Source organism: Variovorax sp. HJSM1_2, from assembly GCF_049316285.1.
GTDB lineage: Bacteria > Pseudomonadota > Gammaproteobacteria > Burkholderiales > Burkholderiaceae_C > Rhodoferax_B.
On the sequence record NZ_JBMOXA010000001.1, the window covers coordinates 412,475 to 433,839 of the forward strand.

The 21,365-nt window shown below is 63.0% G+C and carries 19 protein-coding genes; 14 read left to right on the forward strand and 5 right to left on the reverse strand.

What is annotated here, in order from left to right:
• Positions 1 to 128 precede the first annotated feature (128 nt).
• The 6 genes from cydD to ACFQ95_RS01925 all read left to right on the forward strand — a co-directional run bounded on the left by cydD (position 129) and on the right by ACFQ95_RS01925 (position 7,904).
• Positions 129 to 1,832 (forward strand): thiol reductant ABC exporter subunit CydD, encoded by a 1,704-nt coding sequence (cydD, locus tag ACFQ95_RS01900; RefSeq protein ID WP_422829093.1) that lies wholly within the window; start codon positions 129 to 131, stop codon positions 1,830 to 1,832.
• Positions 1,829 to 3,556 carry an amino acid ABC transporter ATP-binding/permease protein gene (locus tag ACFQ95_RS01905; protein ID WP_422829094.1) on the forward strand — a complete coding sequence of 576 codons (1,728 nt, stop codon included), beginning with the start codon at positions 1,829 to 1,831 and terminating at the stop codon, positions 3,554 to 3,556. Before cydD ends, ACFQ95_RS01905 begins: the two co-directional genes overlap by 4 nt.
• 50 nt (positions 3,557 to 3,606) lie before the next feature.
• The gene (locus tag ACFQ95_RS01910) at positions 3,607 to 5,214 is read left to right on the forward strand and encodes a cytochrome ubiquinol oxidase subunit I (protein WP_422829095.1); all 1,608 of its coding nucleotides are present in this window, start codon (positions 3,607 to 3,609) and stop codon (positions 5,212 to 5,214) included.
• A gap of 3 nt (positions 5,215 to 5,217) precedes the next feature.
• Complete coding sequence (cydB, locus tag ACFQ95_RS01915; RefSeq protein ID WP_422829096.1) at positions 5,218 to 6,372, forward strand: cytochrome d ubiquinol oxidase subunit II; 1,155 nt, start codon at positions 5,218 to 5,220, stop codon at positions 6,370 to 6,372.
• Between the two features lie 142 nt (positions 6,373 to 6,514).
• Positions 6,515 to 6,661 (forward strand): cytochrome bd-I oxidase subunit CydX, encoded by a 147-nt coding sequence (gene cydX, locus ACFQ95_RS01920; RefSeq protein ID WP_422829097.1) that lies wholly within the window; start codon positions 6,515 to 6,517, stop codon positions 6,659 to 6,661.
• A 178-nt stretch (positions 6,662 to 6,839) separates the two neighbouring features.
• Positions 6,840 to 7,904, forward strand: coding sequence for an alkene reductase (locus ACFQ95_RS01925; RefSeq protein ID WP_422829098.1), 1,065 nt, complete (start codon positions 6,840 to 6,842; stop codon positions 7,902 to 7,904).
• 27 nt (positions 7,905 to 7,931) lie between these two features.
• Here the strand turns inward: ACFQ95_RS01925 and ACFQ95_RS01930 are convergent, their stop codons facing one another.
• From ACFQ95_RS01930 to ACFQ95_RS01940, 3 genes are read right to left on the reverse strand one after another with little or no spacing between them, the layout of a single operon-like run.
• Positions 7,932 to 8,525 (reverse strand): GbsR/MarR family transcriptional regulator, encoded by a 594-nt coding sequence (locus ACFQ95_RS01930; RefSeq protein WP_422829099.1) that lies wholly within the window; start codon positions 8,523 to 8,525, stop codon positions 7,932 to 7,934.
• A 9-nt stretch (positions 8,526 to 8,534) separates the two neighbouring features.
• Positions 8,535 to 9,881: an ATP-binding protein gene (locus ACFQ95_RS01935; RefSeq protein ID WP_422829100.1), complete on the reverse strand. Its 1,347-nt coding sequence runs from the start codon at positions 9,879 to 9,881 to the stop codon at positions 8,535 to 8,537.
• A complete protein-coding gene (locus tag ACFQ95_RS01940) occupies positions 9,878 to 10,561 on the reverse strand; it encodes a response regulator (protein WP_422829101.1) in 684 nt (227 codons plus the stop codon). The genes ACFQ95_RS01935 and ACFQ95_RS01940 overlap by 4 nt, the downstream gene beginning before the upstream one ends.
• A 194-nt stretch (positions 10,562 to 10,755) precedes the next feature.
• Here ACFQ95_RS01940 and ACFQ95_RS01945 point away from each other — a divergent pair, with 194 nt between their 5' ends.
• Positions 10,756 to 12,315, forward strand: a complete 1,560-nt coding sequence (locus tag ACFQ95_RS01945) for a methyl-accepting chemotaxis protein (RefSeq protein WP_422829102.1) — start codon at positions 10,756 to 10,758, stop codon at positions 12,313 to 12,315.
• A 19-nt stretch (positions 12,316 to 12,334) separates the two neighbouring features.
• Here the strand turns inward: ACFQ95_RS01945 and argH are convergent, their stop codons facing one another.
• On the reverse strand, positions 12,335 to 13,732 hold the full coding sequence (gene argH / locus ACFQ95_RS01950) for an argininosuccinate lyase (protein WP_422829103.1): 1,398 nt from the start codon (positions 13,730 to 13,732) through the stop codon (positions 12,335 to 12,337).
• A gap of 131 nt (positions 13,733 to 13,863) precedes the next feature.
• On the opposite strand from argH, the gene ACFQ95_RS01955 reads away from it, so the two are divergent.
• The 7 genes from ACFQ95_RS01955 (at position 13,864) to ACFQ95_RS01985 (ending at position 19,619) form a co-directional block, all read left to right on the forward strand.
• Positions 13,864 to 14,916 carry a histidine kinase gene (locus ACFQ95_RS01955; RefSeq protein ID WP_422829104.1) on the forward strand — a complete coding sequence of 351 codons (1,053 nt, stop codon included), beginning with the start codon at positions 13,864 to 13,866 and terminating at the stop codon, positions 14,914 to 14,916.
• Entirely contained in the window at positions 14,913 to 15,668 is a 756-nt protein-coding gene (locus ACFQ95_RS01960) for a LytR/AlgR family response regulator transcription factor (RefSeq protein ID WP_422829105.1), read from the forward strand. Before ACFQ95_RS01955 ends, ACFQ95_RS01960 begins: the two co-directional genes overlap by 4 nt.
• A gap of 334 nt (positions 15,669 to 16,002) precedes the next feature.
• Complete coding sequence (locus tag ACFQ95_RS01965) at positions 16,003 to 17,583, forward strand: MFS transporter (RefSeq protein WP_422829106.1); 1,581 nt, start codon at positions 16,003 to 16,005, stop codon at positions 17,581 to 17,583.
• The gene (locus tag ACFQ95_RS01970; RefSeq protein WP_422829107.1) at positions 17,580 to 18,200 is read left to right on the forward strand and encodes a 3'-5' exonuclease; all 621 of its coding nucleotides are present in this window, start codon (positions 17,580 to 17,582) and stop codon (positions 18,198 to 18,200) included. The genes ACFQ95_RS01965 and ACFQ95_RS01970 overlap by 4 nt, the downstream gene beginning before the upstream one ends.
• Positions 18,184 to 18,618: a VOC family protein gene (locus ACFQ95_RS01975; protein ID WP_422829108.1), complete on the forward strand. Its 435-nt coding sequence runs from the start codon at positions 18,184 to 18,186 to the stop codon at positions 18,616 to 18,618. Before ACFQ95_RS01970 ends, ACFQ95_RS01975 begins: the two co-directional genes overlap by 17 nt.
• An 8-nt stretch (positions 18,619 to 18,626) precedes the next feature.
• On the forward strand, positions 18,627 to 19,190 hold the full coding sequence (locus ACFQ95_RS01980; RefSeq protein WP_422829109.1) for an NYN domain-containing protein: 564 nt from the start codon (positions 18,627 to 18,629) through the stop codon (positions 19,188 to 19,190).
• Positions 19,191 to 19,208: 18 nt separating this feature from the next.
• Complete coding sequence (locus tag ACFQ95_RS01985) at positions 19,209 to 19,619, forward strand: 5-carboxymethyl-2-hydroxymuconate Delta-isomerase (RefSeq protein ID WP_422829110.1); 411 nt, start codon at positions 19,209 to 19,211, stop codon at positions 19,617 to 19,619.
• A gap of 21 nt (positions 19,620 to 19,640) precedes the next feature.
• Here ACFQ95_RS01985 and ACFQ95_RS01990 read toward each other — a convergent pair whose 3' ends face one another.
• On the reverse strand, positions 19,641 to 21,203 hold the full coding sequence (locus tag ACFQ95_RS01990; protein WP_422829111.1) for a phospholipase D-like domain-containing protein: 1,563 nt from the start codon (positions 21,201 to 21,203) through the stop codon (positions 19,641 to 19,643).
• Positions 21,204 to 21,365 lie beyond the last annotated feature (162 nt).

A 21,365-nucleotide genomic window follows, 5' to 3' on the forward strand; every position in this document is an offset into this window, starting at 1 on the left:
CAGCCGCTATTTTAAGGGCTGTGGCGTTCTCGAGGGAGATGCCGGCGGTCTGACGGACAAACCGGTCATCGTATTTTTATATTTGAATTTTCAGTAATTACTGAAAATTCGGCATAATTCGGAACACGATGCATCAGCCAGCAGCAAAACCAGCGCCATCCCCAGAAGCCCCGGCGCAGCGATTGCGGCAGGGTGTGGGCCCGCTGCTGCAGGTGCTGGCCAGTTTGCTGTGGATACCGCAAGCGGGTTTGTTGGCCTACGCGGTGCAGTGTTTGGGCGAGGGTGATGGCGTTGCAAGCCTTTGGTGGCCCGCTGCGGGTGTCTTGCTGCTCGGGCTTTTGCGCGCCGCCTGCGATGCGCTGGGCCAAAGGCTGGTGTTCAAGGCTGCGCGCCGCAGCTTGAGCGAAGCGCGGCAGCGTGTGGTGTGGGCCTTGTCGCTGCGTTCGCCACTGGATGCGGCACGCTCAGCGTCCGGCTTGGCCGCGAGTGTGCTGGCGGAGCAGAGTGAGGCGCTGCTGCCTTATCTCACGCGCTTTCAGCCGGCCCGCTTGCGCAGTACGCTGGTGCCACTGGCCATTCTGGCGGCGGTGGCGCCCTTGTCCTGGGTGGCGGCGTTGATCCTGCTGTTTGCCGCCCCGCTGATTCCCCTGTTCATGGCCCTGGTGGGTTGGCGCGCCCAGGCGGCCAGCGCCGAGCACCTGGGAGAGATGGGCGGCATGAACGCCTTTTTGCTCGACCGTTTGCGGGGTTTGGCCACGCTGCGTGCGCTGGGTGCGGTGGAGCGTACGGCGCAGCAGGTGCGCCAATCGGCGCAACAGCTTCGACAGCGCACCATGGCGGTGTTGCGCATTGCCTTTTTGTCGTCTGCCGTGCTGGAGCTTTTTTCCGCGCTGGGCGTGGCCCTTGTTGCGGTATTTGTCGGCTTTCACCTGCTGGGTGAACTGAATTTTGGTGCCTGGGGAGAGCGCCTGTCGCTGGGGCAGGCTTTGTTTGTTCTGCTCCTGGCCCCGGCGTTTTTTGAACCCTTGCGCGAGTTGTCTGCGGTGTGGCATGACCGTGCGGCCGGCCAGGCGGCCCTGCAGGCCATGGCGCAATTGGAGGCACAAGGCCTGCCTCTCACGGGGGCCACCAGTCGAGCCGAGGTTGCCGTGCTGCACGGGCGCCATGCACCTGCATTGCAGATTGAAGGCCTGAGGTTTGCCCACCCCGGCGCTGCGCTGCCGGTGTTTGAAGGGCTGGACCTGCGTGTCGCCTCTGGAGAACATGTGGCGTTGCTGGCGCCCAGTGGTGCCGGCAAAAGCACGCTGTTGGCGCTGCTGGCGGGCTTGGCGCCGCTACAAGCCGGCACCATCCATATCGCCGGTGTGGAGTTGAACGACGCCACCGCCGCGGCACTGCGCGAGCGCATGGGCTGGCTGGGCCAGCGCCCACACCTTTTTGCCGGTGATGTGTGGCACAACATCGGTCTGGGTGCACACGGCTTGGACCGGGGGCGCGCCGCAGAGGCGTTGCAGCAAGTGCAACTGGAAAGCCTGGCGCAGGACGCGCGTGGACTTGGCGAGGGCGGAAGCGGCTTGTCTGGCGGCGAGGCCGTGCGGTTGGCGCTGGCACGCATGGCGGCCTGGCCACACCGCGACCTGTTGTTGGTTGATGAGCCTACGGCACACCTGGACCAAGCGACGGCCGACGAAGTGACCGATGTGCTGCTGGCGCTGGCCAAAGGCAAAACCCTGCTGGTGGCCACACATGACCCGGTACTGGCCGCACGCCTGCACCGCAGCGTGCGCCTGCAATCCGCTCCATCCGTGGGCGAGCTGGAGGCCGTGGCATGAAGTCTTATGCATCGACTCTGTTGCGGGATGTGCGGCCACTGCTGCGTCTGTTTGGCGCCGAGCAGGGCGTTCGCGTGTGGCTTGGCGCAGGGTTGGCGGCCATCACGGTGCTTGCGGGAATGGCTTTGCTGGGGCTGTCAGGCTGGTTCATCACGGCCACGTCGATTGCCGGTGGCACGCTGGCCGTCGCGCAGGTGTTTGATGTGTTCATGCCGTCGGCCGGCATTCGTTTGCTGGCCATGGGGCGCACGGCCAGCCGTTACGCCGAGCGTCTGGTCACGCACGACGCCACGCTGGCGGTGCTGGCGGCACTGCGCGAGCGCCTGTTCCGTGGCTGGGCCGAGCCCGAGGCCGCCCGCAGCCTGCTGGCCCGGCCAGCCAAACTGTTGTTCCGCCTGACCGTGGATGTGGACGCACTGGACTCCTTTTACCTGCGCGTGGCCGTGCCCTTGGGGGCCGCGTTGGCCGCGGTGTTGCTCGGTAGCCTGGCGTTGGGCTTGATCGATGTACGTCTGGGCTGGGCCACACTCGCCTGGCTGCTGCTGGCTGGCCTGGGCTTGGCTCTTTGGCTGGCGCAGCGCGCAGCCCCGTATGCACGGCGCCGCGCCTATGGCCTGGAAGCGCTGCGCGCACGCACCGTGGATCTGGTGGCCGGCCAAACAGAGCTTGCCATGGTGGGCCGTCTGGCGGCCCAGCGCCAATTGGTGGCTGATGCCGATGCCTATCTGGCCAAGGCCGACGACGCACTCAACCGCATGGAAGCCCAGGCCACTGCGGGCTACGGTGTCATCAGCAGCCTGCTGCTGGCCGGCGTGCTGTTGGCGGTGGGCGCCTTGGTCGAAGCGGGCCACATTGGTTTGCCGGTCGCGGTGCTGGCGCTGTTGTTGGTGTTGACGGCCACCGAGCCCATGGCCGCGCTGCGGCGTGGTGCCATCGAATGGGGGCGTACCCGGCTGGCTGTGCGGCGCCTGGCGCCACGCTGGGAGCGCGCCGGACAGGCGCATGCCACAGCGGCTCAGCCATGCATTGGGCTGTCGATTGAGAAGGAACCGTATGCCTTGGTATTGGATGGCGTCGACGCACAGCTCGCACCCGGCTCGGCGACACTGCTGCATAACATCTGCTTGAAGCTGGCGGCCGGCGAGAGGGTCGCCGTGGTGGGCCCCAGCGGCGCCGGCAAGTCCACACTGCTGGCCATCGTGGCGGGTGAGATCACACCGGCCAGGGGCATGGTCCAGACCGTTGCGCATTGCCTGCTGACGCAGCGCACCGAGCTGTTTCAAGACAGTGTGCGCGGGAATCTGCTGCTCGCCAACCCCGGCGCCAATGACGCTGCGTTGTGGGCTGCGCTCGAATCTGCCGGTCTGGCCGGCCACGTGCGTGCCATGCCACAACAGTTGGACAGCCGCTTGGGTGAAGGCGGGCATGGCTTGTCGGTGGGGCAGGCGCGCCGACTGGCGTTGGCTCGCTTGCTGTTGCGCGCAGCCCCGCTGTGGTTGCTGGATGAACCCACCGAAGGGCTAGACGCCGCTACTGCTCATGACGTACTGCAGCGTATGCAGGTTTTGTCACATGGTCACAGCGTGTTGCTTGTCACCCACACCCGGCGTGAAGCCATGTATGCAGATCGCTTGCTGGTTTTGGAACGTGGGCATATGGTGGCGGATGTTCGACGCGGTGACGCGGCTTTTGAAGCCGTTCTTGCTCGCCTGCGCCCGGACTGAAGCGGGCCCCAGATTTGTATCTAAGTTAGGTGTAAAACAAAGGAAACCCGATGGATCTCGACATCGTTTCGCTCTCACGGTTGCAGTTTGCCGTCACGGCGCTGTACCACTTCTTATTCGTTCCCTTGACCCTAGGGCTGTCTATCCTGGTCGCCATCATGGAGACGGTCTATGTCATGACCGGGCGCGTCATCTGGCGCGACATGACCAAATTCTGGGGCGTGCTCTTCGGCATCAACTTCGCCATGGGTGTGGCCACCGGGGTGGTGATGGAGTTTCAGTTCGGCATGAACTGGAGCTACTACAGCCACTACGTCGGCGACGTGTTTGGTGCGCCGCTGGCGATCGAAGGGCTGATGGCGTTCTTCCTGGAAGCCACCTTCGTTGGCCTGTTCTTCTTTGGCTGGGACAAGCTTTCCAAGGTGGGCCATCTGGTGGCCACCTGGGCGGTGGCGATTGGCTCCAACTTCTCCGCATTGTGGATTTTGATCGCCAATGGCTGGATGCAAAACCCGGTGGGCGCGGCGTTTAATCCCGAGACCATGCGCATGGAAGTGACCGACTTCTTTGCGGTGTTGACCAACCCGGTGGCGCAGGCCAAGTTTGTGCACACGGTGTCGGCCGGTTATGTGTGTGCGGCGGTATTTGTGTTGGGCGTTTCGGCCTGGTACGTACTGAAGGGGCGCCACCTGGAAATGGCCAAACGCTCGATGACGGTGGCGGCCTCGTTTGGCCTGGCGGCTGCGTTGTCGGTGGCGGTGCTCGGTGACGAAAGCGGTTACCTCTCGGGCGAGCACCAGAAGATGAAGCTGGCCGCCATAGAAGGCATGTGGGAAACGCAACCCGCGCCCGCAGCTTTCACGGTCATAGGTTTTCCCGACCAGGAGGCGCGCGAGACACACTATGCGCTGCACATTCCCATGGTCATGGGTTTGATCGGCACCCGCTCGCTGGACACCACCATGCCCGGCATCCTCGAACTGGTGAAGAGTGCCGAGGTGCGCATCCGCGAGGGCATCAAAGCCTACGATGCGCTGCAAAAGATCCGCGAGGCCGGTGGCACTTCCAAGGTGACACAGGGTGTACGCGCCGAATTCGAGGACAACGGCATCAACCTGGGTTACGCGCTGCTGCTCAAGCGCTACGTCGACGACCCACGCCAGGCCACGGACGCACAAATCGCCAAGGCCGCTTGGGACACCGTGCCGCAGGTGGCGCCACTGTTCTGGTTGTTCCGTGTGATGGTGGGCATAGGCGTGTTGCTGATCTTGCTGACCGGCACGTTCTTCGTCTTGTCGGCACGGCGCAAGCTGGACCAGTATCCGGCTTTGCTGCGTATCGCCTTGTGGAGCATTCCGCTGCCGTGGCTGGCCATTGAAAGCGGTTGGATGGTGGCTGAGTTTGGCCGCCAACCCTGGGTGATCGAAGGTGTGCTGCCTACGGCCGTGGCCGTGTCCAACCTGGGGGTGAAGTCGCTGCTCATCACCATCGCTGGCTTTGTGCTCATCTACACCGTGCTGCTGGTGATTGAACTCAAGCTGATGCTCAAAGCCATCAAGAAAGGCCCCGTGGAAGAACACGCGCCCGATGTCGGTGCCAACGTCAAACGCGTGCGCGCTGGCGGCACCCGTTCCAAACCAATCGTATCTGCGGAGTGAACCATGGTCTTACATCAACTTCTTGACTACGACACCCTGCGCATCATCTGGTGGTTGCTGATGGGCATCCTGCTGGTGGGTTTTGCCTGCACCGATGGTTTTGATCTGGGCACCGGCATGTTGCTGCCGTTTGTTGGCCGCAGCGATGTCGAGCGGCGTGTGGTGATCAACAGTGTGGGCCCGGTGTGGGAAGGCAACCAGGTGTGGCTGATCCTCGGCGGTGGTGCCATTTTTGCGGCCTGGCCGCACATCTATGCCGTTTCGTTCTCGGGCTTCTACCTGGCGATGTTTGCCATTCTTTCGGCGCTGATTCTGCGGCCTGTGGCTTTCAAGTTCCGCAGCAAGCGGCCCGAACCGGCCTGGCGCAATCGCTGGGATTGGGTGTTGTTCTTCAGCGGCTTTGTGCCGACCTTGATTTGCGGTGTGGCCTTGGGCAATGTGCTGCAAGGTGTGCCGTTCCGTCTCACACCCGACATGCAGATCTTCTACGAAGGCACGTTCTTTGAGTTGCTGAACCCGTTCGCCGTGTTGTGTGGCTTGGTGTCGGTGGCGATGTTGGTAATGCATGGCAGCACCTGGATCAACCTCAAGGCTGATGGCGTGGTGGCTGAACGTGCGCGTGCTTATGGCCGCTGGGCGGCGCTGGCTACGGTCGCTCTTTACGCGCTGGCCGGTGTGGCCTTGTGGTTGTGGGTCAAGGGTTATGCGGTGACCAGCGCGGTCGACACACTAGGTCCCTCCAACCCGCTGCGTAAAACGGTGGAGCTGCAGGCCGGTGTGTGGTTCCGCAACTACCAGCAACACGCGTGGACATTGGCGGCCCCCGTGCTCGGCATTCTGGGTGCGCTGGGTGCGTGGGTTGGTTTGCAGGCACGGCGTGAAATCTTCGCTTTGCTGAGTAGTGCGCTGAGCCAGGCCGGCATCATCTTGAGTGTGGGCGCATCGATGTTCCCGTTCATCCTGCCTTCGTCGCTGGCGCCCGGCGCAAGCCTCACGGTCTGGGACTCTTCATCGAGCCATATGACGCTGTTCATCATGCTGGTGGCGACGCTGATCTTCCTGCCCATCATCCTGGCCTACACCAGTTGGGTGTACCACGTGTTGTGGGGCAAGGTGGATGAGAAGGCGATCCGCGATGAAAGTACGCATGCGTATTGATGGCACACCCCCAGGTTGCTCACTCCGTGTAGCGCCCACCCCCTTGCAGGGGGCAACACCTGCGGCCTGGCAAAGCCAGTTCCGCGGTGTTCTCCAATTGGATCGTTTGCGCGGCACCTGCGTGTCGTAAAAAGGAAAAAACATGTGGTACTTCTCGTGGATTCTTGGCCTGCCGCTGGCAGCCGCCTTTGCCGTGCTCAACGCCATGTGGTACGAGTTGATGGACGATGAGGCGGTACGCCGCGAAAAGCTGGAGCGCCAACTCGGCGAGACCTCAGAGCATCTCTGATGCCTGAAATTCGCTGGCGCAAGCTTGGGGGTCTTTAAACCCTTATCTTCGTCCCTACTTGACCTGAGCCGCTATGCATTGTTGTAGCGGCTCAAGTTTTTTGGGGGTGGCGAGATGCATCTTGTGCACTGGCTCGCCGCATTTCTTACATTTTTGTTTTTTGATCAAAGGCCGTTTCATGTTGTTCGAACCTCTTAAAGTCGGCGCTGCCACCTTGCCCAACCGCATCTTGCTCGCGCCTTTGACCCGCGCCCGTGCGGGTACCGAGCATTTGCCCAACGAGCTGATGGCCGAGTACTACGCCCAGCGCGCCAGCGGCGGCCTGCTGATTACCGAGTGCACCATGGTGGCCCCACACACCTCGGCTTTTGTCGCCGAGCCCGGCATCTATTCGGCCGAGCAGGTGCAGGCCTGGAAGAAGGTGACCTCTGCCGTACATGCCAAAGGTGGGCGCATCTTCCTGCAGATCTGGCACGCTGGCCGCGCCGCGCACCCGGGCATCAATGGCGGCGCACCCACGGTGTCGTCCACGGCCACGCCGATTGAAGGCGAGATCCATACCCCAGCGGGCAAGGTGCCCCAGGCATCGGCGCAGGTGCTGAGCGAAGCCGAAATTCCGGCCATCGTCGCCGCTTTTGTGCAAGGCGCGAAGAACGCCATCGAGGCCGGTTTTGACGGTGTTGAAGTCCACGGCGCCAACGGCTATCTGCTTGACCAGTTCCTGCGCGACGGTGTGAACAACCGCACCGACGCTTATGGCGGCTCCATGGAAAACCGTGCACGGCTGTTGTTTGAAGTCTTGAAGGGCGTTTCAGCCGCCATTGGCTCCGAGCGCGTAGGTCTGCGCCTGTCGCCATTGAACAGCTACAACAGCATGCGCGACAGCGACCCCGTGGCCTTGATCTCGTTCCTGGCCGAGCGGTTGAACGATTTCCACCTGGCGTATCTGCACGTGATGCGTGGCGATTTCTTCCAGGCGCAAAAAGGCGATGTGATGACCCCCGCGCGCAAGCTCTACAAGGGTGTGCTGGTGGGCAATATGGGCTATACCGCCGAAGAGGCCGCACAAACCATCAAGGCTGGCCAGTTGGATGCGGTGGCCTTTGGCTCCAGCTTCCTGGCCAATCCGGATTTGCCAGAACGCATCAAGGCCGGCGCAGCACTCAATGCGCCAGACCCAAGCACGTTCTACACGCCTGGTGCCAAGGGCTACACCGACTATCCCGCACTGCAGAGCGCGTAAGCTGTTCAGCCAGCCCGCGGATTGTGTTTAATCTGCGGGCTTTTTGCGGCCAGCGCCGCTCAACCGGTCTTTCAAGCCCAGCACCTTGGTGACGGTGGCGCCCATGCCCATCAACTGCTTGGCGGTTTCGGGCTTGAGGCGCTGCACCTCATCAAACCACTTCATCAGCCCGTCGATCAGGTCGTGCATTTCGCGCATGCGCTGCTGGGCGTATTGCTCGGCGTCGGTCTCAGTGTCTTGCAGCAGGGCACCACGCAACATGGACAGCGTGGGTTCGATCTCGCGTCGGCGGCGCTCCTCGGCCAGCACACGAAAGATCTCCCACACGTCCTGTGGAGCTTCAAAGTACTCGCGTCTGTCGGCCGGGCGGTGGCGCAGGTGCACCAGGCGCCAGGATTGCAGCTCTTTCAGCCCCATGCTGACGTTGGAGCGCGAAAACGCCAGGGTTTCGCCAATCTCATCGGCGTTCAGCGGGTTGGGCGAGATGAACAGCAGCGCATAGATCTGTCCCACGGTGCGGTTGATGCCCCATTTGCTGCCCATTTCGCCAAAGTGCGCAATGAACTGGCGGTTGAGTTCAGGCAGTTCTTTGGCTTCCGACGCTTTTGGGGTTTCAGGCATTTCTGAATTCTATCGAGGTGCCAGATTTCCGGGGAAACCTAGCGTCACGCGCAAGCCACCGAGTTCTGGTGAGGCATCCAGGGCCAGCGTTGCGCCGTGCTGGTCGGCGATCGTTTTGACGATAGACAAGCCCAGGCCGCTGCCTTCCGTGCCACTGGGCGTCTGTGTGCTGCGGAAGAAACGCTCGAACACCTGCTTGCGTTCTTCGGCCGGGATGCCAGGACCCGAGTCTTCCACCACAACAGCTGCCGCACCATCCAAAGACCTGACGCTCAACTTCACGCGGCCATGTGTGGGCGTGTATTTGACGGCGTTCTCCAACAGATTGCGCAACAGCATGCGCAGGCTGTCGACGTCGCCATGGATATTTGTTGGCGCCGTCTTGGCCACGTCAAGCTGGATGTCGCGTGCCTGGGCCAAAGCTTGCAGGTCCTGGCCCAGGCCGTGCGCCAGGGCTTGCAAGTCCAGCGGCTGCAGGTCAGGCGCGGGTTGGCTTTCTTGCCGCGCCAGCGCCAGCAGTTGGTTGAGCAGACGGATGGCGCGGTCTATGCCCTGGTTCAGCCGGCCAATCTGGGTGTCGCGTACGGCAGGCTCTTGTGTGCGTTGCAGTGCCTGCGCCTGCAGTTTCAAGCCGGTGAGGGGGGTGCGCAATTCGTGGGCCGCGTTCGCGATGAAGGCCTTTTGGTTGGCCTGCACAGTGCCCATGCGGTCGAACAGCAGGTTCAGTTCCTGTACCAGCGGCTGCACCTCCTGGGGCAGGTCGTTTGCCAGCAGTGGCGAGAGATCGGTTGCGGGGCGGTTGGCCACCTGCTGGCGGGTGCGTTCCAAGGGGGCCAGCGATTGACGTATGACCAGCCAGATCACCAACATCAACAATGGCGCAGTCAAGGCCATGGGCAGTATGGCGCGCACCGCCAGTGCGCTGGCGCGGCTTTGCCGGGCGCTCAGGTCCTGCGCGATCTGGATGGTTTGGGCTGGCGTTTGAATCGAGTAGACGCGGTAGCGCGTGTTGTTTTGCACCACGTCAGAGAAACCGAGCACGGCGCGTGGCGGCAATACCGCGTGTGGCGAGCGAAACAGCGGCGCACCGTCCGCACCCCAGATCTGGATGATGTAGCCCACATCGTCTTCGGCGGTGTCGGGTACGGCCAGACCTAGCGGTGAGCGCGCACGCATCGAATACGCCATTTGCTGCAGGTGGTAATCGAACATTTCGTCGGCCTGCTGCAATGCGCTGCGGTAGGCCGAACTGGCCTGCAGCAGTGCGGCCAAGGCCACGGCCGAAAGCACCGACAACAGCAGCCGGCGTTTCAGCGAGTGTTGGGCGCGGCGCTGGGGTGTAGTGGGCGGGCTCATGGGCGCGGCATCACGTAGCCCAGGCCACGCACGTTCTGAATCAACTCGCTGCCGAGCTTTTTACGCAGGCCGTGGATGTAGACCTCGACCGCATTGCTGCTCACATCATCCTTCCAGCTGTAGAGCTTTTCTTCGATTTGTGCGCGTGAGAACACCACGCCCGGGCGCGCCATCAAGGTCTCCAGCACCGCCCATTCGCGCGCCGACAGCACGATGGCTTCAACTTGCGATACACCGTTGCGCTCTACCGTGCGCGTGGCTTCGTGGGTGATGGGGTTGAGCCGAATGTTCTGGTAGCTGAGCACCGAATCGGCCTGGCCAATGCTGCGGCGGATAAGCGCGCGGATGCGCGCCAGCAGTTCATCGATGTCGTAAGGTTTGAGCACGTAGTCGTCGGCCCCGGCGTCCAGACCGGCGATGCGTTCGGGCGTGGCGTCGCGGGCGGTGGCAATCAATACCGGGACCTTGCTCTTGCGCGCGCGCAGGGCTTTCAGCACATCCAGCCCGTCCATCTTGGGCAGGCCCAGGTCGAGCAACACCAGGTCGTAGGACTCGGCTTGTAACGCGGTGTCGGCCATCAGGCCGTCGCGTATCCAGTCGACCGCAAAGCCCTCGCCACGCAGCACGTCGAGCAAGGTTTCGCCAATCATCAAATCGTCTTCAACCAACAGCAGGCGCATGCGATTTGTTTCCTTTATTTTGTGGGGTGATTATGCGAGCCGGCCTCTTAGGCCAGTCTTAAAGCCAGCACTTCATTATTTTTTTGAACGAATTTTGCTAAAACCTCTTGTCATTGTTTCAATTGTTGAAATAAGCTTGGCAACGGCGTCACCCGAAGAGAACCATCTACTGGTCGATATTTGGAGGAGAACCAATGCGTACGAACCTGCCCGTTACCCAACGCGAGTATGAGTTTCCAGATAACGCAACGCTGATGTCGACCACCGACACGCAGAGCTATATCAACTACGCCAACGACGCTTTCATCGAAGTCAGCGGCTTTGATCGAGAAGAGATCAAAGGCCAGCCGCACAACATGGTGCGGCACCCCGACATGCCGACCCAAGCTTTTGCCGACCTGTGGCGCACGCTCAAAGACGGCCAGCCATGGACCGGCCTGGTGAAGAACCGCCGCAAGAACGGCGACCACTACTGGGTGCGCGCGAATGCCGTGCCTGTGGTGCGCAATGGGCAAGTGGCGGGGTTCATGTCGGTGCGCACCAAGGCTTCGCGCGCCGAGATTGAGGGGGCCGAAAAGCTCTATAAAGAATTCAGAGACGGCGAAGCCCGTGGTCGCGTGTTTTACAAGGGCTTGATTTTGCGCACCGGTCTGATGGGCTGGACTTCATGGGCCAAAACCATGTCTGTACGTTGGCGCATTCGTCTGGCCCTGGCGGCGCTGGTGCTGGTGGGCTCGTTTCTGGCCACCGTGCTGGGGCTGCGTGATCTGGAGCTGGCCGAGATGATTGGCGCCTTGGTGTTGAGTGCGGTGTTGTCGAGCTGGTGGCTGGAGGTGCAGATTGCCGGGCCGCTGGAGCGGGTGCTGCGCCAGGCGCTGGACGTGGCCTCGGGCCGCAGTCAGCAAGGGCTGGAGTTGGGCCGGGTGGACGAAATCGGCATGACGCTGCGTTCCATCAACCAACTCGGGCTGATGTTCCGCTGGTTGATTGACGACGTGGCGCAGCAGGTGAGCAATGTGCAAAACGCCGTGGACGAAATTGCCAAGGGCAACAATGATTTGAGCTCGCGCACCGAGCAGTCGGCTGCCAGTGTCGAGCAAACCGCCGCCTCCATGACGCAGATGACCGCCAGCGTGAAGAACAACGCCGACACCACACGCGAGGCCACCAAACTCGCCGGATCGGCCAGCGAGGCCGCCACCAAGGGTGGCGAGGTGGTGGCCGGCGTGATCACCACCATGGGCGACATCACGGCCAGCTCGAAGAAGATTGTCGACATCATTGGTGTCATCGACAGCATTGCCTTCCAGACCAATATCCTGGCGCTGAATGCGGCCGTGGAAGCGGCGCGTGCCGGTGAGCAAGGGCGTGGCTTTGCAGTGGTGGCGAGTGAGGTGCGCGCATTGGCCGGGCGTAGCGCCGACGCGGCCAAGGAAATCAAGGCGCTGATTGGCAGCAGCGTGGAGAAGGTGGAGTCAGGCTCGCGGCTGGTGAGTGATGCGGGCCAGAACATGGACAGCATCGTCGCGCAAGTGCGGCAGGTGTCGCAGTTGATCGGTGACATCAGCGGTGCCACCCAGCAACAAAGCGACGGTGTGAGCCAGGTGGGGGACGCGATTTCCCACCTGGATCAGATCACCCAACAGAACGCCGCGCTGGTGGAACAGAGTGCCGCAGCCGCCAGCAGCCTGCAGCAGCAGGCGAAACAGTTGGTGGAAGCCATCAACGTGTTCAAGCACACCTCGGCGGCTTGAACACGCGCTCCGGCTGGGCTTAGGCCAAACGTGCGCGGTGGCGCGCGATCTGCAGCTTCACCTGGGCCGGTGCCGTGCCGCCCAGCGTGTTGCGTGCGTTCAGCGAGCCGCGCAGGCTCAACACGTCAAACACGTCTTTTTCTATGCTGGGGTGGAACTCCTGCAGCACCTTGAGCGGCAGTTCCGACAAATCAACCTGGTGCGAAATCGCCGCCTTGACGGCATGCGCCACGGTTTCGTGGGCGTCGCGGAAGGGCAGGCCCTTCTTCACCAGGTAGTCGGCCAGGTCGGTGGCGGTGGCATATCCCTTCAAGGCGGCGCGCTCCATGGCTTCGGGCTTGACGGTGATGCCGCCAACCATTTCAGCAAAGATGCGCAGCGTGTCCTTGAGTGTGTCCACGGTGTCGAACAGCGGCTCCTTGTCTTCCTGGTTGTCCTTGTTGTAGGCCAGCGGCTGGCCCTTCATCAAGGTGATCAGGCCCATCAAGTGGCCGACCACGCGGCCGGTCTTGCCACGCGCCAACTCGGGCACGTCGGGGTTTTTCTTCTGCGGCATGATGCTTGATCCGGTGGTGAAGCGGTCGGCAATCTGGATGAAGCTGAAGTTCTGGCTCATCCACAAGATCAACTCTTCGCTGAAGCGGCTGATGTGCACCATGGCCAGCGAGGCGGCGGCAGTGAATTCAATCGCGAAGTCACGGTCGCTCACCGCGTCCAGGCTGTTCTGGCAGACACCGTCCATGCCCAGGGTTTGGGCGACCAGTTCGCGGTCCAGCGGGTAGCTGGTGCCGGCCAGAGCGGCGGCGCCCAGCGGCAGCACGTTGACGCGGCGGCGTACATCCAGCATACGTTGGGCGTCGCGGCTGAACATTTCGACGTAGGCCAGCATGTGGTGGCCAAAACTCACCGGCTGGGCCACCTGCAGGTGGGTGAAGCCGGGCAAGATCACATCGACGTTTTTCTCGGCGATGTCGACCAGGGCTTTTTGCAGATCGATCAGCAGGCCGCCAATCAGGTCGATCTCGCCACGCAGCCACAGGCGTACGTCGGTGGCCACCTGGTCGTTGCGGCTGCGGCCGGTGTGCAGGCGCTTGCCGGCGTCGCCCACCAGTTGCGTCAGGCGGGCTTCGATGTTCAGGTGCACGTCTTCCAGATCCAGCTTCCACTCGAACGCGCCGGACTCGATTTCGCCGGCGATCTGCGCCATGCCCTTCTGGATGGAGGCCAGGTCTTCTGCGCCAATGATGCCTTGTTTGGCCAGCATGCCGGCATGCGCCAGGCTGCCGGCAATGTCGGCTTGCCACAGGCGTTTGTCGAAAAACACGCTGGAGGTGTAGCGCTTGACCAGATCGCTCATGGGTTCAGAGAACAGCGCTGACCAGGCTTCGGATTTTTTATCGAGTTGGTTTTGGGACATGAGGTTGGACCTGGTAGTACGGGGATAAGCAGAAATACGGGTACACAGCGTGATGACGGCAGTTTCAGCAGGGGCAGGCTTGGTGGACGCCCGGTCTTCCCCAATAATCGAACACTGACAGATTCACGCGCATGAAAGAACCGCAAATTTTATCGACCTTCCACGAACTCGCTGGCGACCCGGCGGAGTTGGCCGCGTCCGCGCGTGTGTCGCCGGCCGCGCAGGTGTTCGACGCCTGCCGTGCGGGCGTCATTTTGCGCGCGGTTTTGTTCGTTGAGCTGGTGCTGTGTGTGGGGGCGATGTTCAATACCGGCAACTTCGTCGACTGGCTGGCGCTGTGTGCGGTGCTGACCGGGGGCGCCTTGCCCGCCACGCTCACCTGGCTGATTGTGGCCTGCAGCCTGAAACGCCCGCTGGCACTGCTGCCCGAAGCCGGCCAGATCACTGCTGGTGTGGTGCTGGGGGCATTCGCCGGGCTGTACGGCTGCGCGATGCTGGCGCTGCTCGGCGTGGCCGATCCGGCACCCTGGCTGGCCAGCGCGGCGGCGGGGGCGCTGGTCTCCGCCCTGGTGGTGGCCGGCCTGCTGCTGCGCGCGCGCGCGCGCACCCCTGCGGCCACCACCGCGCGGCTGGACGAGCTGCAGGCGCGCATACAGCCGCATTTTTTGTTCAACACCCTGAACAGTGCCATTGCCCTGGTGCGGGCCGAACCGGCCAAGGCCGAATCGCTGCTGGAAGACCTGAGCGACCTGTTTCGCCACGCCCTGGTCGACCAGGGCGAAACCGTGAGTGTGGCCCACGAGGTTGCGCTGGCGCGGCAATACCTGTCGATAGAGCAGGTGCGGTTTGGCGACCGGCTGCAGGTGCGCTGGGACCTGGACCCCGCCGCTGGCGACACCCTGGTGCCGCCGCTGCTGCTGCAGCCGCTGGTGGAGAACGCGGTGCGCCACGGCGTCGAGCCCAGCCCCAGCGGCGCCGATGTGCAAATCTCTACCGAGCGGCGCAAGGGCACGGTCGTCATCAAGGTGACCAATACCGTGCCGGGTGGGCCCGGGCCCAAGGGCCAGGGTCTGGCCCTGGCGAATGTGCGTGAACGGCTGAAACTGCAGCACGACGTGCAAGGCCAGTTTCAGGCGGCGTTCAAGGATGGCTTGTTTCGCGTACGCATAGAGGTGCCGGTATGAGCCTGCGTGTACTCATCGTCGACGACGAAGTGCTGGCGCGCAGCCGCTTGCGCACGCTACTGGACGACTGCGGCAGTGCCACCGCCTGTGTGGTCGGCGAGGCCGGTAATGCCGCGCAGGCGCTGGAAGTCTTGGCGCGCGAGCGGGTGGATGTGGTGCTGCTCGACATCCACATGCCTGGCACCGATGGCCTGCAGCTGGCACAGGCGTTGAAAGTGCGTGCCGAGCCCGTGGCTGTGGTTTTTGTCACCGCCCATGCCGACCACGCCGTGCAAGCGTTCGAACTTGATGCGGTGGACTACCTGACCAAGCCCGTGCGTCTGCAGCGCCTGCGTGATTCGCTATTAAAAGTGGAGCGTCTTGCGCAATCCCGGAAAGCGCTGGAGGCTGATTCTGTACAAGAGTCTTTGGTGATACACGACCGTGGCCGCGTGGAGCGTGTGCCGCTGGCAGACGTGTTGTACTTCAAGGCCGAGCTGAAGTACCTGACGGTGCGCACCGCGACGCGCAGCTACATTTTTGACGGTGCCCTGACCGAGCTGGAAACGCGCCACGCCAGCTTGTTTGTGCGCATCCATCGCAACGCACTTGTGGCGCGGCGGGCCTTGCGCGCGCTGGAGAAAAAGTTTGATGCGGCCGAAGGCGGCGAAGGCGAGGGCTGGGCGGTGCGTCTGCACGGGCTTGACGAATGGCTGATGGTGTCGCGGCGCCAGGTCGCAGCGGTGCGTGAGGCGTTGGCCAGCGCCAGTTGATCTAGGGCCTGTTAACACTATGGATGGGAGACGCGTTGCGAGTCCAAAAGGCCAGGGGCGAGGCGCAAAACGCAGCCGGGGTGAACCCCGGCAAGGCTTTGCAACGACGCGGCTGGTCTTTTGGGCCGCAACCCGAAGGGAACGTGCTTAAAAAGCCGCCACTCCGCGTTGCACTCCTAGGCCAGGCTGACGCCTGGCCGTCGTCCCGCGCCTTGATTGGCGACTTTTTAAGCACGTTCGCGCTCCCATCCATAGTGTTAACAGGCCCTAAAGTGGTGCCAAAACTGTGGTGCCAAAGCCAAAACCTGCTCCATCCGCAGGCACAATGGAGGCAATGACACCCTCCGCTTCGATATGGGACAGCCTGCGCCATCGCGCATTTCGGGGGCTCTGGGGCGCCGGAGCCGTCTACTTCATCGGCAACTTCATGCAGGCCATGGCGGCGGCGTGGCTGATGGTCGAGCTGACCGGCTCGTCGTTTCTGGCGGCGCTGGTGCAGACAGCGGTGTTTCTGCCTATGTTTTTGTTGTCGCTGCCGGCCGGTGTGCTGGCTGACATTGCCGACCGGCGTACCCTGATCCAACGCGCTTTGGCGGTGCAGGCCATCAGCGGCACCTTGCTGGCGGTGTTGCTGCTGGCGGGCATTGGCGGTGCCGCGACCATCCTGTTTTTCATCTTTGTCGCGGGCTGCTGCACCGCCTTGTCGTCACCGGCCTGGAACTCCACCGTCACCGATACGGTGCCGCGCGCCGATCTGCCGCAGGCCATCACCGTCATTTCCATTGCCTACAACGCCGCGCGTGCCGTCGGGCCAGCCTTGGCGGGGGTGGTGTTTTCGGTGATTGGTGGCGCCTGGAACTTTGCCTTTGCCGTGCTGGCCACACTGGCGATGATGGAGTCGGTGCGCCGCTGGCCGCCGGCACCGCACCCGCCATCGCGCCTGCCGGCCGAGCGGCTGTGGGGCGGCATGATGAGTGCGCTGCGTTTTGCCTGGCATTCACAAACCGTGCTGGCGCAACTGGTGCGCACCGTGGCCTACAGCGGCGCCGGTTCGGCCTTGTGGGCCTTGTTGCCGGTCATAGGGCAGCAGCAACTCGGGCTGGGCGCGGCGGGTTACGGCATGTTGATGGGTTGCCTGGGCTCGGGTGCGGTGGCCGTGGGCCTGGTCATAGGCCGGCTGCGGCTGCGATTCGGGCTTGAGTTGATTGTGGCGGCGGGCTGCGTGGTCTACGCGCTGGTGATGCTGATTTCCGCCTTTTCGCGCTGGACACCCTTGGTGCTGCTGGCCCTGTGTTTTGGCGGTGCCGCGTGGATGGCGGTGATGTCCACCTTCAACACCGCAACGCAAACCAGCGTGCCACCCTGGGTGCGCTCACGTGCGCTGGCCATGCACACCTTGTGTGCGCTGGGCTCGTTTGCGTTTGGTTCGGCGTTCTGGGGGGCGTTGTCCGATCTTTTTGGCCTGTCGTTCACCTTGTGCCTGGCGGCCGCCAGCATGGGCTGCGGCCTGCTGCTGGCCCGGCCTTTCCCGCTGCGCATGGGCGAGGCGCTGGAGGTGACCCAGGCCGCGCCCGGCGATGTATTGCTGGTGAAATACGAGCCGGCACCCGAGGCCGGCCCGGTGGCGGTGGAAATGTCCTACCAGGTAGGCGAGCGCGATGTGGAGGAGTTTTTGTTCGCAATCTCCGAGCTGCGCGCACCGCGCCAGCGTGATGGCGCCACCTTCTGGCGCGTGTACCGCGATCTGGCCAACCCGACACGGTTTGTCGAGCGTTTCATCGTTGCCTCCTGGGCCGACTACCTGCACCAGCGTGCCCGCGCCACGCTGGCCGATCAGGAGCACGAGGCTTACGTACGTACCTTTCTCGAGCCCGGCACCGCGGTCACCATGCAACACTACATTGCCGAACGATGAAAGAGCGCAAAGAGGCTCCTACGCGGGAACAGATGGCGCTGCTGCCGGCGTTTCCGGTACTCGGGCCGCAGCAGGTCTGGCTGGTGGACACACCCGAGCAGGCGCAGCTGGCATTGCCCGAGCTGCTGGCCCAGCCCGTGCTGGGTTTCGACACCGAATCCAAACCCACCTTTCTGAAAGAGCAAAAGTCCGACGGACCACACGTGGTGCAGTTCGCCACCACGACGCGGGCCTATGTGTTTCAGCTATGGGCGCCAGAGTGCCGCCTGGCCGTGACCCAGGTGCTGGGCGCAGCCCACGTGGTCAAGGCCGGGTTCGGGCTGGTGTCGGACCTGCGCCAGATCGCCGCAAAGTTTGGCGCTGCGCCGCAGGCGGTGCTGGATGTGGACGCCTTGTTCCGTCAGCAGGGCTACCGGCGCGAACTGGGTGTGAAGGCCGCCGTGGCGGTGGTCTTCGGCCAGCGGTTCAACAAATCGAAAAAAGCATCGACCTCGAACTGGGCGGCGCGCAAACTATCGACGGTGCAAGTGTTATATGCCGCCAACGACGCTTACGCCGCGATGCAGGTGTATGCCGCCCTGCAACGCGAAAATTTGCTCCATGACCCCCGCCAATAGTCCGACCCCGGCATCCACCGCCAAGCTGGCCCTGCAGAGCATTCACCATGTGGCCGTGATCTGCTCCGACTACGCACGCTCCAGGCATTTCTACACCGAGATCCTGGGACTTCGCATCGTGGCGGAGAATCACCGCGTCGCCCGCCAGTCCATGAAGCTCGATCTGGCCTTGCCCGATGGCTCGCAGATCGAGCTGTTTTCCTTTCCGAATGCACCGTCCCGGCCTTCGCGTCCGGAAGCCCAGGGCCTGCGCCATCTGGCGTTTGCGGTGGCCGACCTCGACGCCAGCGTGGCCGCTTTGTTGGCCCATGGTGTAGCGGTGGAGGCGATACGGGTAGACGAATACACCGACAGGCGCTTTACCTTTTTTGCCGATCCCGACGGCTTGCCGCTCGAGCTCTACCAGCCAAAACTCTAATATTTCCCATGCCCAAGCCAGCCGATGATTTTGTCAAAACCGTGTGGATCGTGGACGCGGCCTACCTCTACAACTTTGGCCGCACGCGGCCCGGCGGTTTCGACTATCTCAAGCTCAAGAACGAGCTGATCCGCGCCAACGGAGGGCCTATCTACGAAAGTTACTACCTGAACGCCGCCGCCGACCCCACGGCCGAATCCCAAAGCGCGTTCCACACCTGGATCAAATCGGCAGCCCCCAAGGGACCGCAGATGCGGGTCCAGCTCTACAAGCTCAAAGACCTGCACAGCCGTTGCCCATCGTGTGGCACGCAGTTTGACCGCCATGTGCAAAAAGGCGTGGACGTGGCGATTACCACGCTGATGATCAAGCTCGCGGCGCAAGACGTGTACGACCGGGTGATCCTCTCGGCGGGCGACGGCGACTTTGAAGACGCGATTGCCTACATCAAATCCGACCTGCGCAAAGAGGTCTGGTTGCATGGCGCGCAGTCCACCTTGTCGGTTGATCTGCAATGTTATGCCGACAAGGTTTTGTGGCTGGACGATATGGTTCCAGCCATCGATAAATAAACAGATTTCCCCTACACCATGCCCCACCTCGTCATCCTCTACACCGGCCAGCTTGAGGCCGAGACCGACATGAGCGCGCTGTGCCGCAGCCTGGCCGACAGCATGCTCAGCGTGCGCGACGACGCCGACAAACCGCTGTTCCCCATCGGTGGCACGAGGGTGTATGCCTACCCCGCGCCGCATTACGCCGTCGCCGATGGTTCGGCCGACCACGCCTTCATCTACATGAACCTGCGCATGGCCAAGGGCCGCAGCATCGCCACCCAGCAACGCGTCGGCGATGCGCTGCTGGCTTGCGCCAAGGCCCACCTGGAGCCGGTGTTCGCCAAGCGCCACATCGGCATGACCATACAGGTGGAAGAGGGGCAGGAGAGCTTCGACGGCAAACACAACAACCTGCACCCGCTGTTTCAGAACGTGCTGCGCTGAGGCCTTCCACGCAGCGGCGTTTTAAAGCTGCTCTTCCGAGATCAGCTGCGAAAGAAACCAGTTCTTCAGGCTCAGCAGCCAGTCGGCGCCGGGTTCGTCCAGGCGCACGGCTTCGCTCTGGTCCGCCGCGCGGCTGACCCATTCCAGGCCGTTGTCGCCGGCTGCCACTCTCACCTCATAAGCACCCGCCAGGCGTACGGAGGACAGCCGCGCAATGGTGCGCGCCAGTGCCTGGCTTTCGATGATCAGGCCAACTTCGGTGTTCAGCCGGGCCGAGCGGCTGTCCAGGTTCATGGAGCCCAGAAACAGTTGCCGGTCGTCGATGATGGCCACCTTGGCGTGCAGGCGGCCCAGAGATTGCTTGAAGTCGCCGAGTTCGTGGTTGCGTCCCGACAGCCTGGCGCCCAACTCGTACAAGCGCACGCCCGCACGCAGCAAACGCCAGCGGTAGCGCGCATAGCCCGCATACACCAAGGTCTCGTCCGTGGCTTCGAGCGAGTTGGTGAAGACTATGGTCTTGACGCCACGCGCCGCGTTGTCGCGTATCAACTGCAGGCCGCGTTCGCCGGGCACGAAGTAGGGCGAAATCAGAATCACCTGCTGCTGCGCCATGCCCAGCGCCTGCAGGGTCTGCTGGGTGACGCTGCTGGCAAAGCGTGCGTCCGGGTCGGCCTGCCGAATCTTCTCTGGCGGGTCGACCAGCACCCGCGCCGTGCCACCGATCAGCGCCGCACGACCCGTCTCCATCTGCGTGGCGACAGGGCTTTCGCCCAGCAGGTCAACAGCGCGTTCCGCTTCTGGCGCCGGCAGTGCTGCGGCCAAGCTCTGGTCGAGCCAGCCGGTGTTGGTGGCCATGCGGCCGGCAGGCTCCGTGCCCGTCAGGCTGGCGATGGGGCGCGCGTCGGGGCTGTTCCAGTAGCGGTCGAAGCTGGAAGACAGCTCTCCCACCACCTGACCGCAGGCCAGCAGATCGATGTCTATGAAATTCGCCATCGCGTTCTGCATGAAGTACTCGGCCGCGATATTGCGTCCACCCAGCACCGCCCAACTGTTGTCGACCACGAACAACTTGTTGTGCATGCGGTGGTTGATGCGGCGCAGTTCCCACAGCGACAGCAGCAGGCGTGAAACCAGGCTTTCACCCTGGGCCGGCAGCGGGTTGAACAGTCTGATCTCCAGCTTGGGCTCTGCGGCCAGCGCGGCATACAGCGGGTACTTGCTGCCGGCATAAAGATCGTCCACCAGCAGGCGTACACGTACGCCGCGCTGGGCGGCTGCACGCAGTGAGGCCAGGAATAAAAGGCCTACCGGGTCGTCTTCCAGGATGTAGTACTGCGCGTCGATCGAATGTTTGGCTTCTGCTGCCAGCTTCAGGCGCGCGTTCAGGGCGGTGGCCGCCTCCGGCATCAGCCTGAACCCGGAAACCGAACCGTCGGCCGGCAGGGACCGGGCCGCCAACTGTGCGAGCGGCGACTGCGCCACCTCGGCGATGGCGTGGCTTGGGCGCAAGCTGGGCGGTGGCGGCAAGCTTGCACAGCCAGAGAGAGTTTGCAGGCACAGCAGCGTGGCCAGAAACGCGGCCATAAGTGGCCTGATGGCAACACAAGCGCACATGGTGTTGAACGTGGGGCAGTGTGGACCTAAGGACGCGCGGCGTGGCGCATCACACGCGCCATCGTGGCCTTTTGCGCGCGCGCAGGCCATACCTCTTAGGGAGCAGGCGCAATGCCTCTTCGTGGCGTGGCC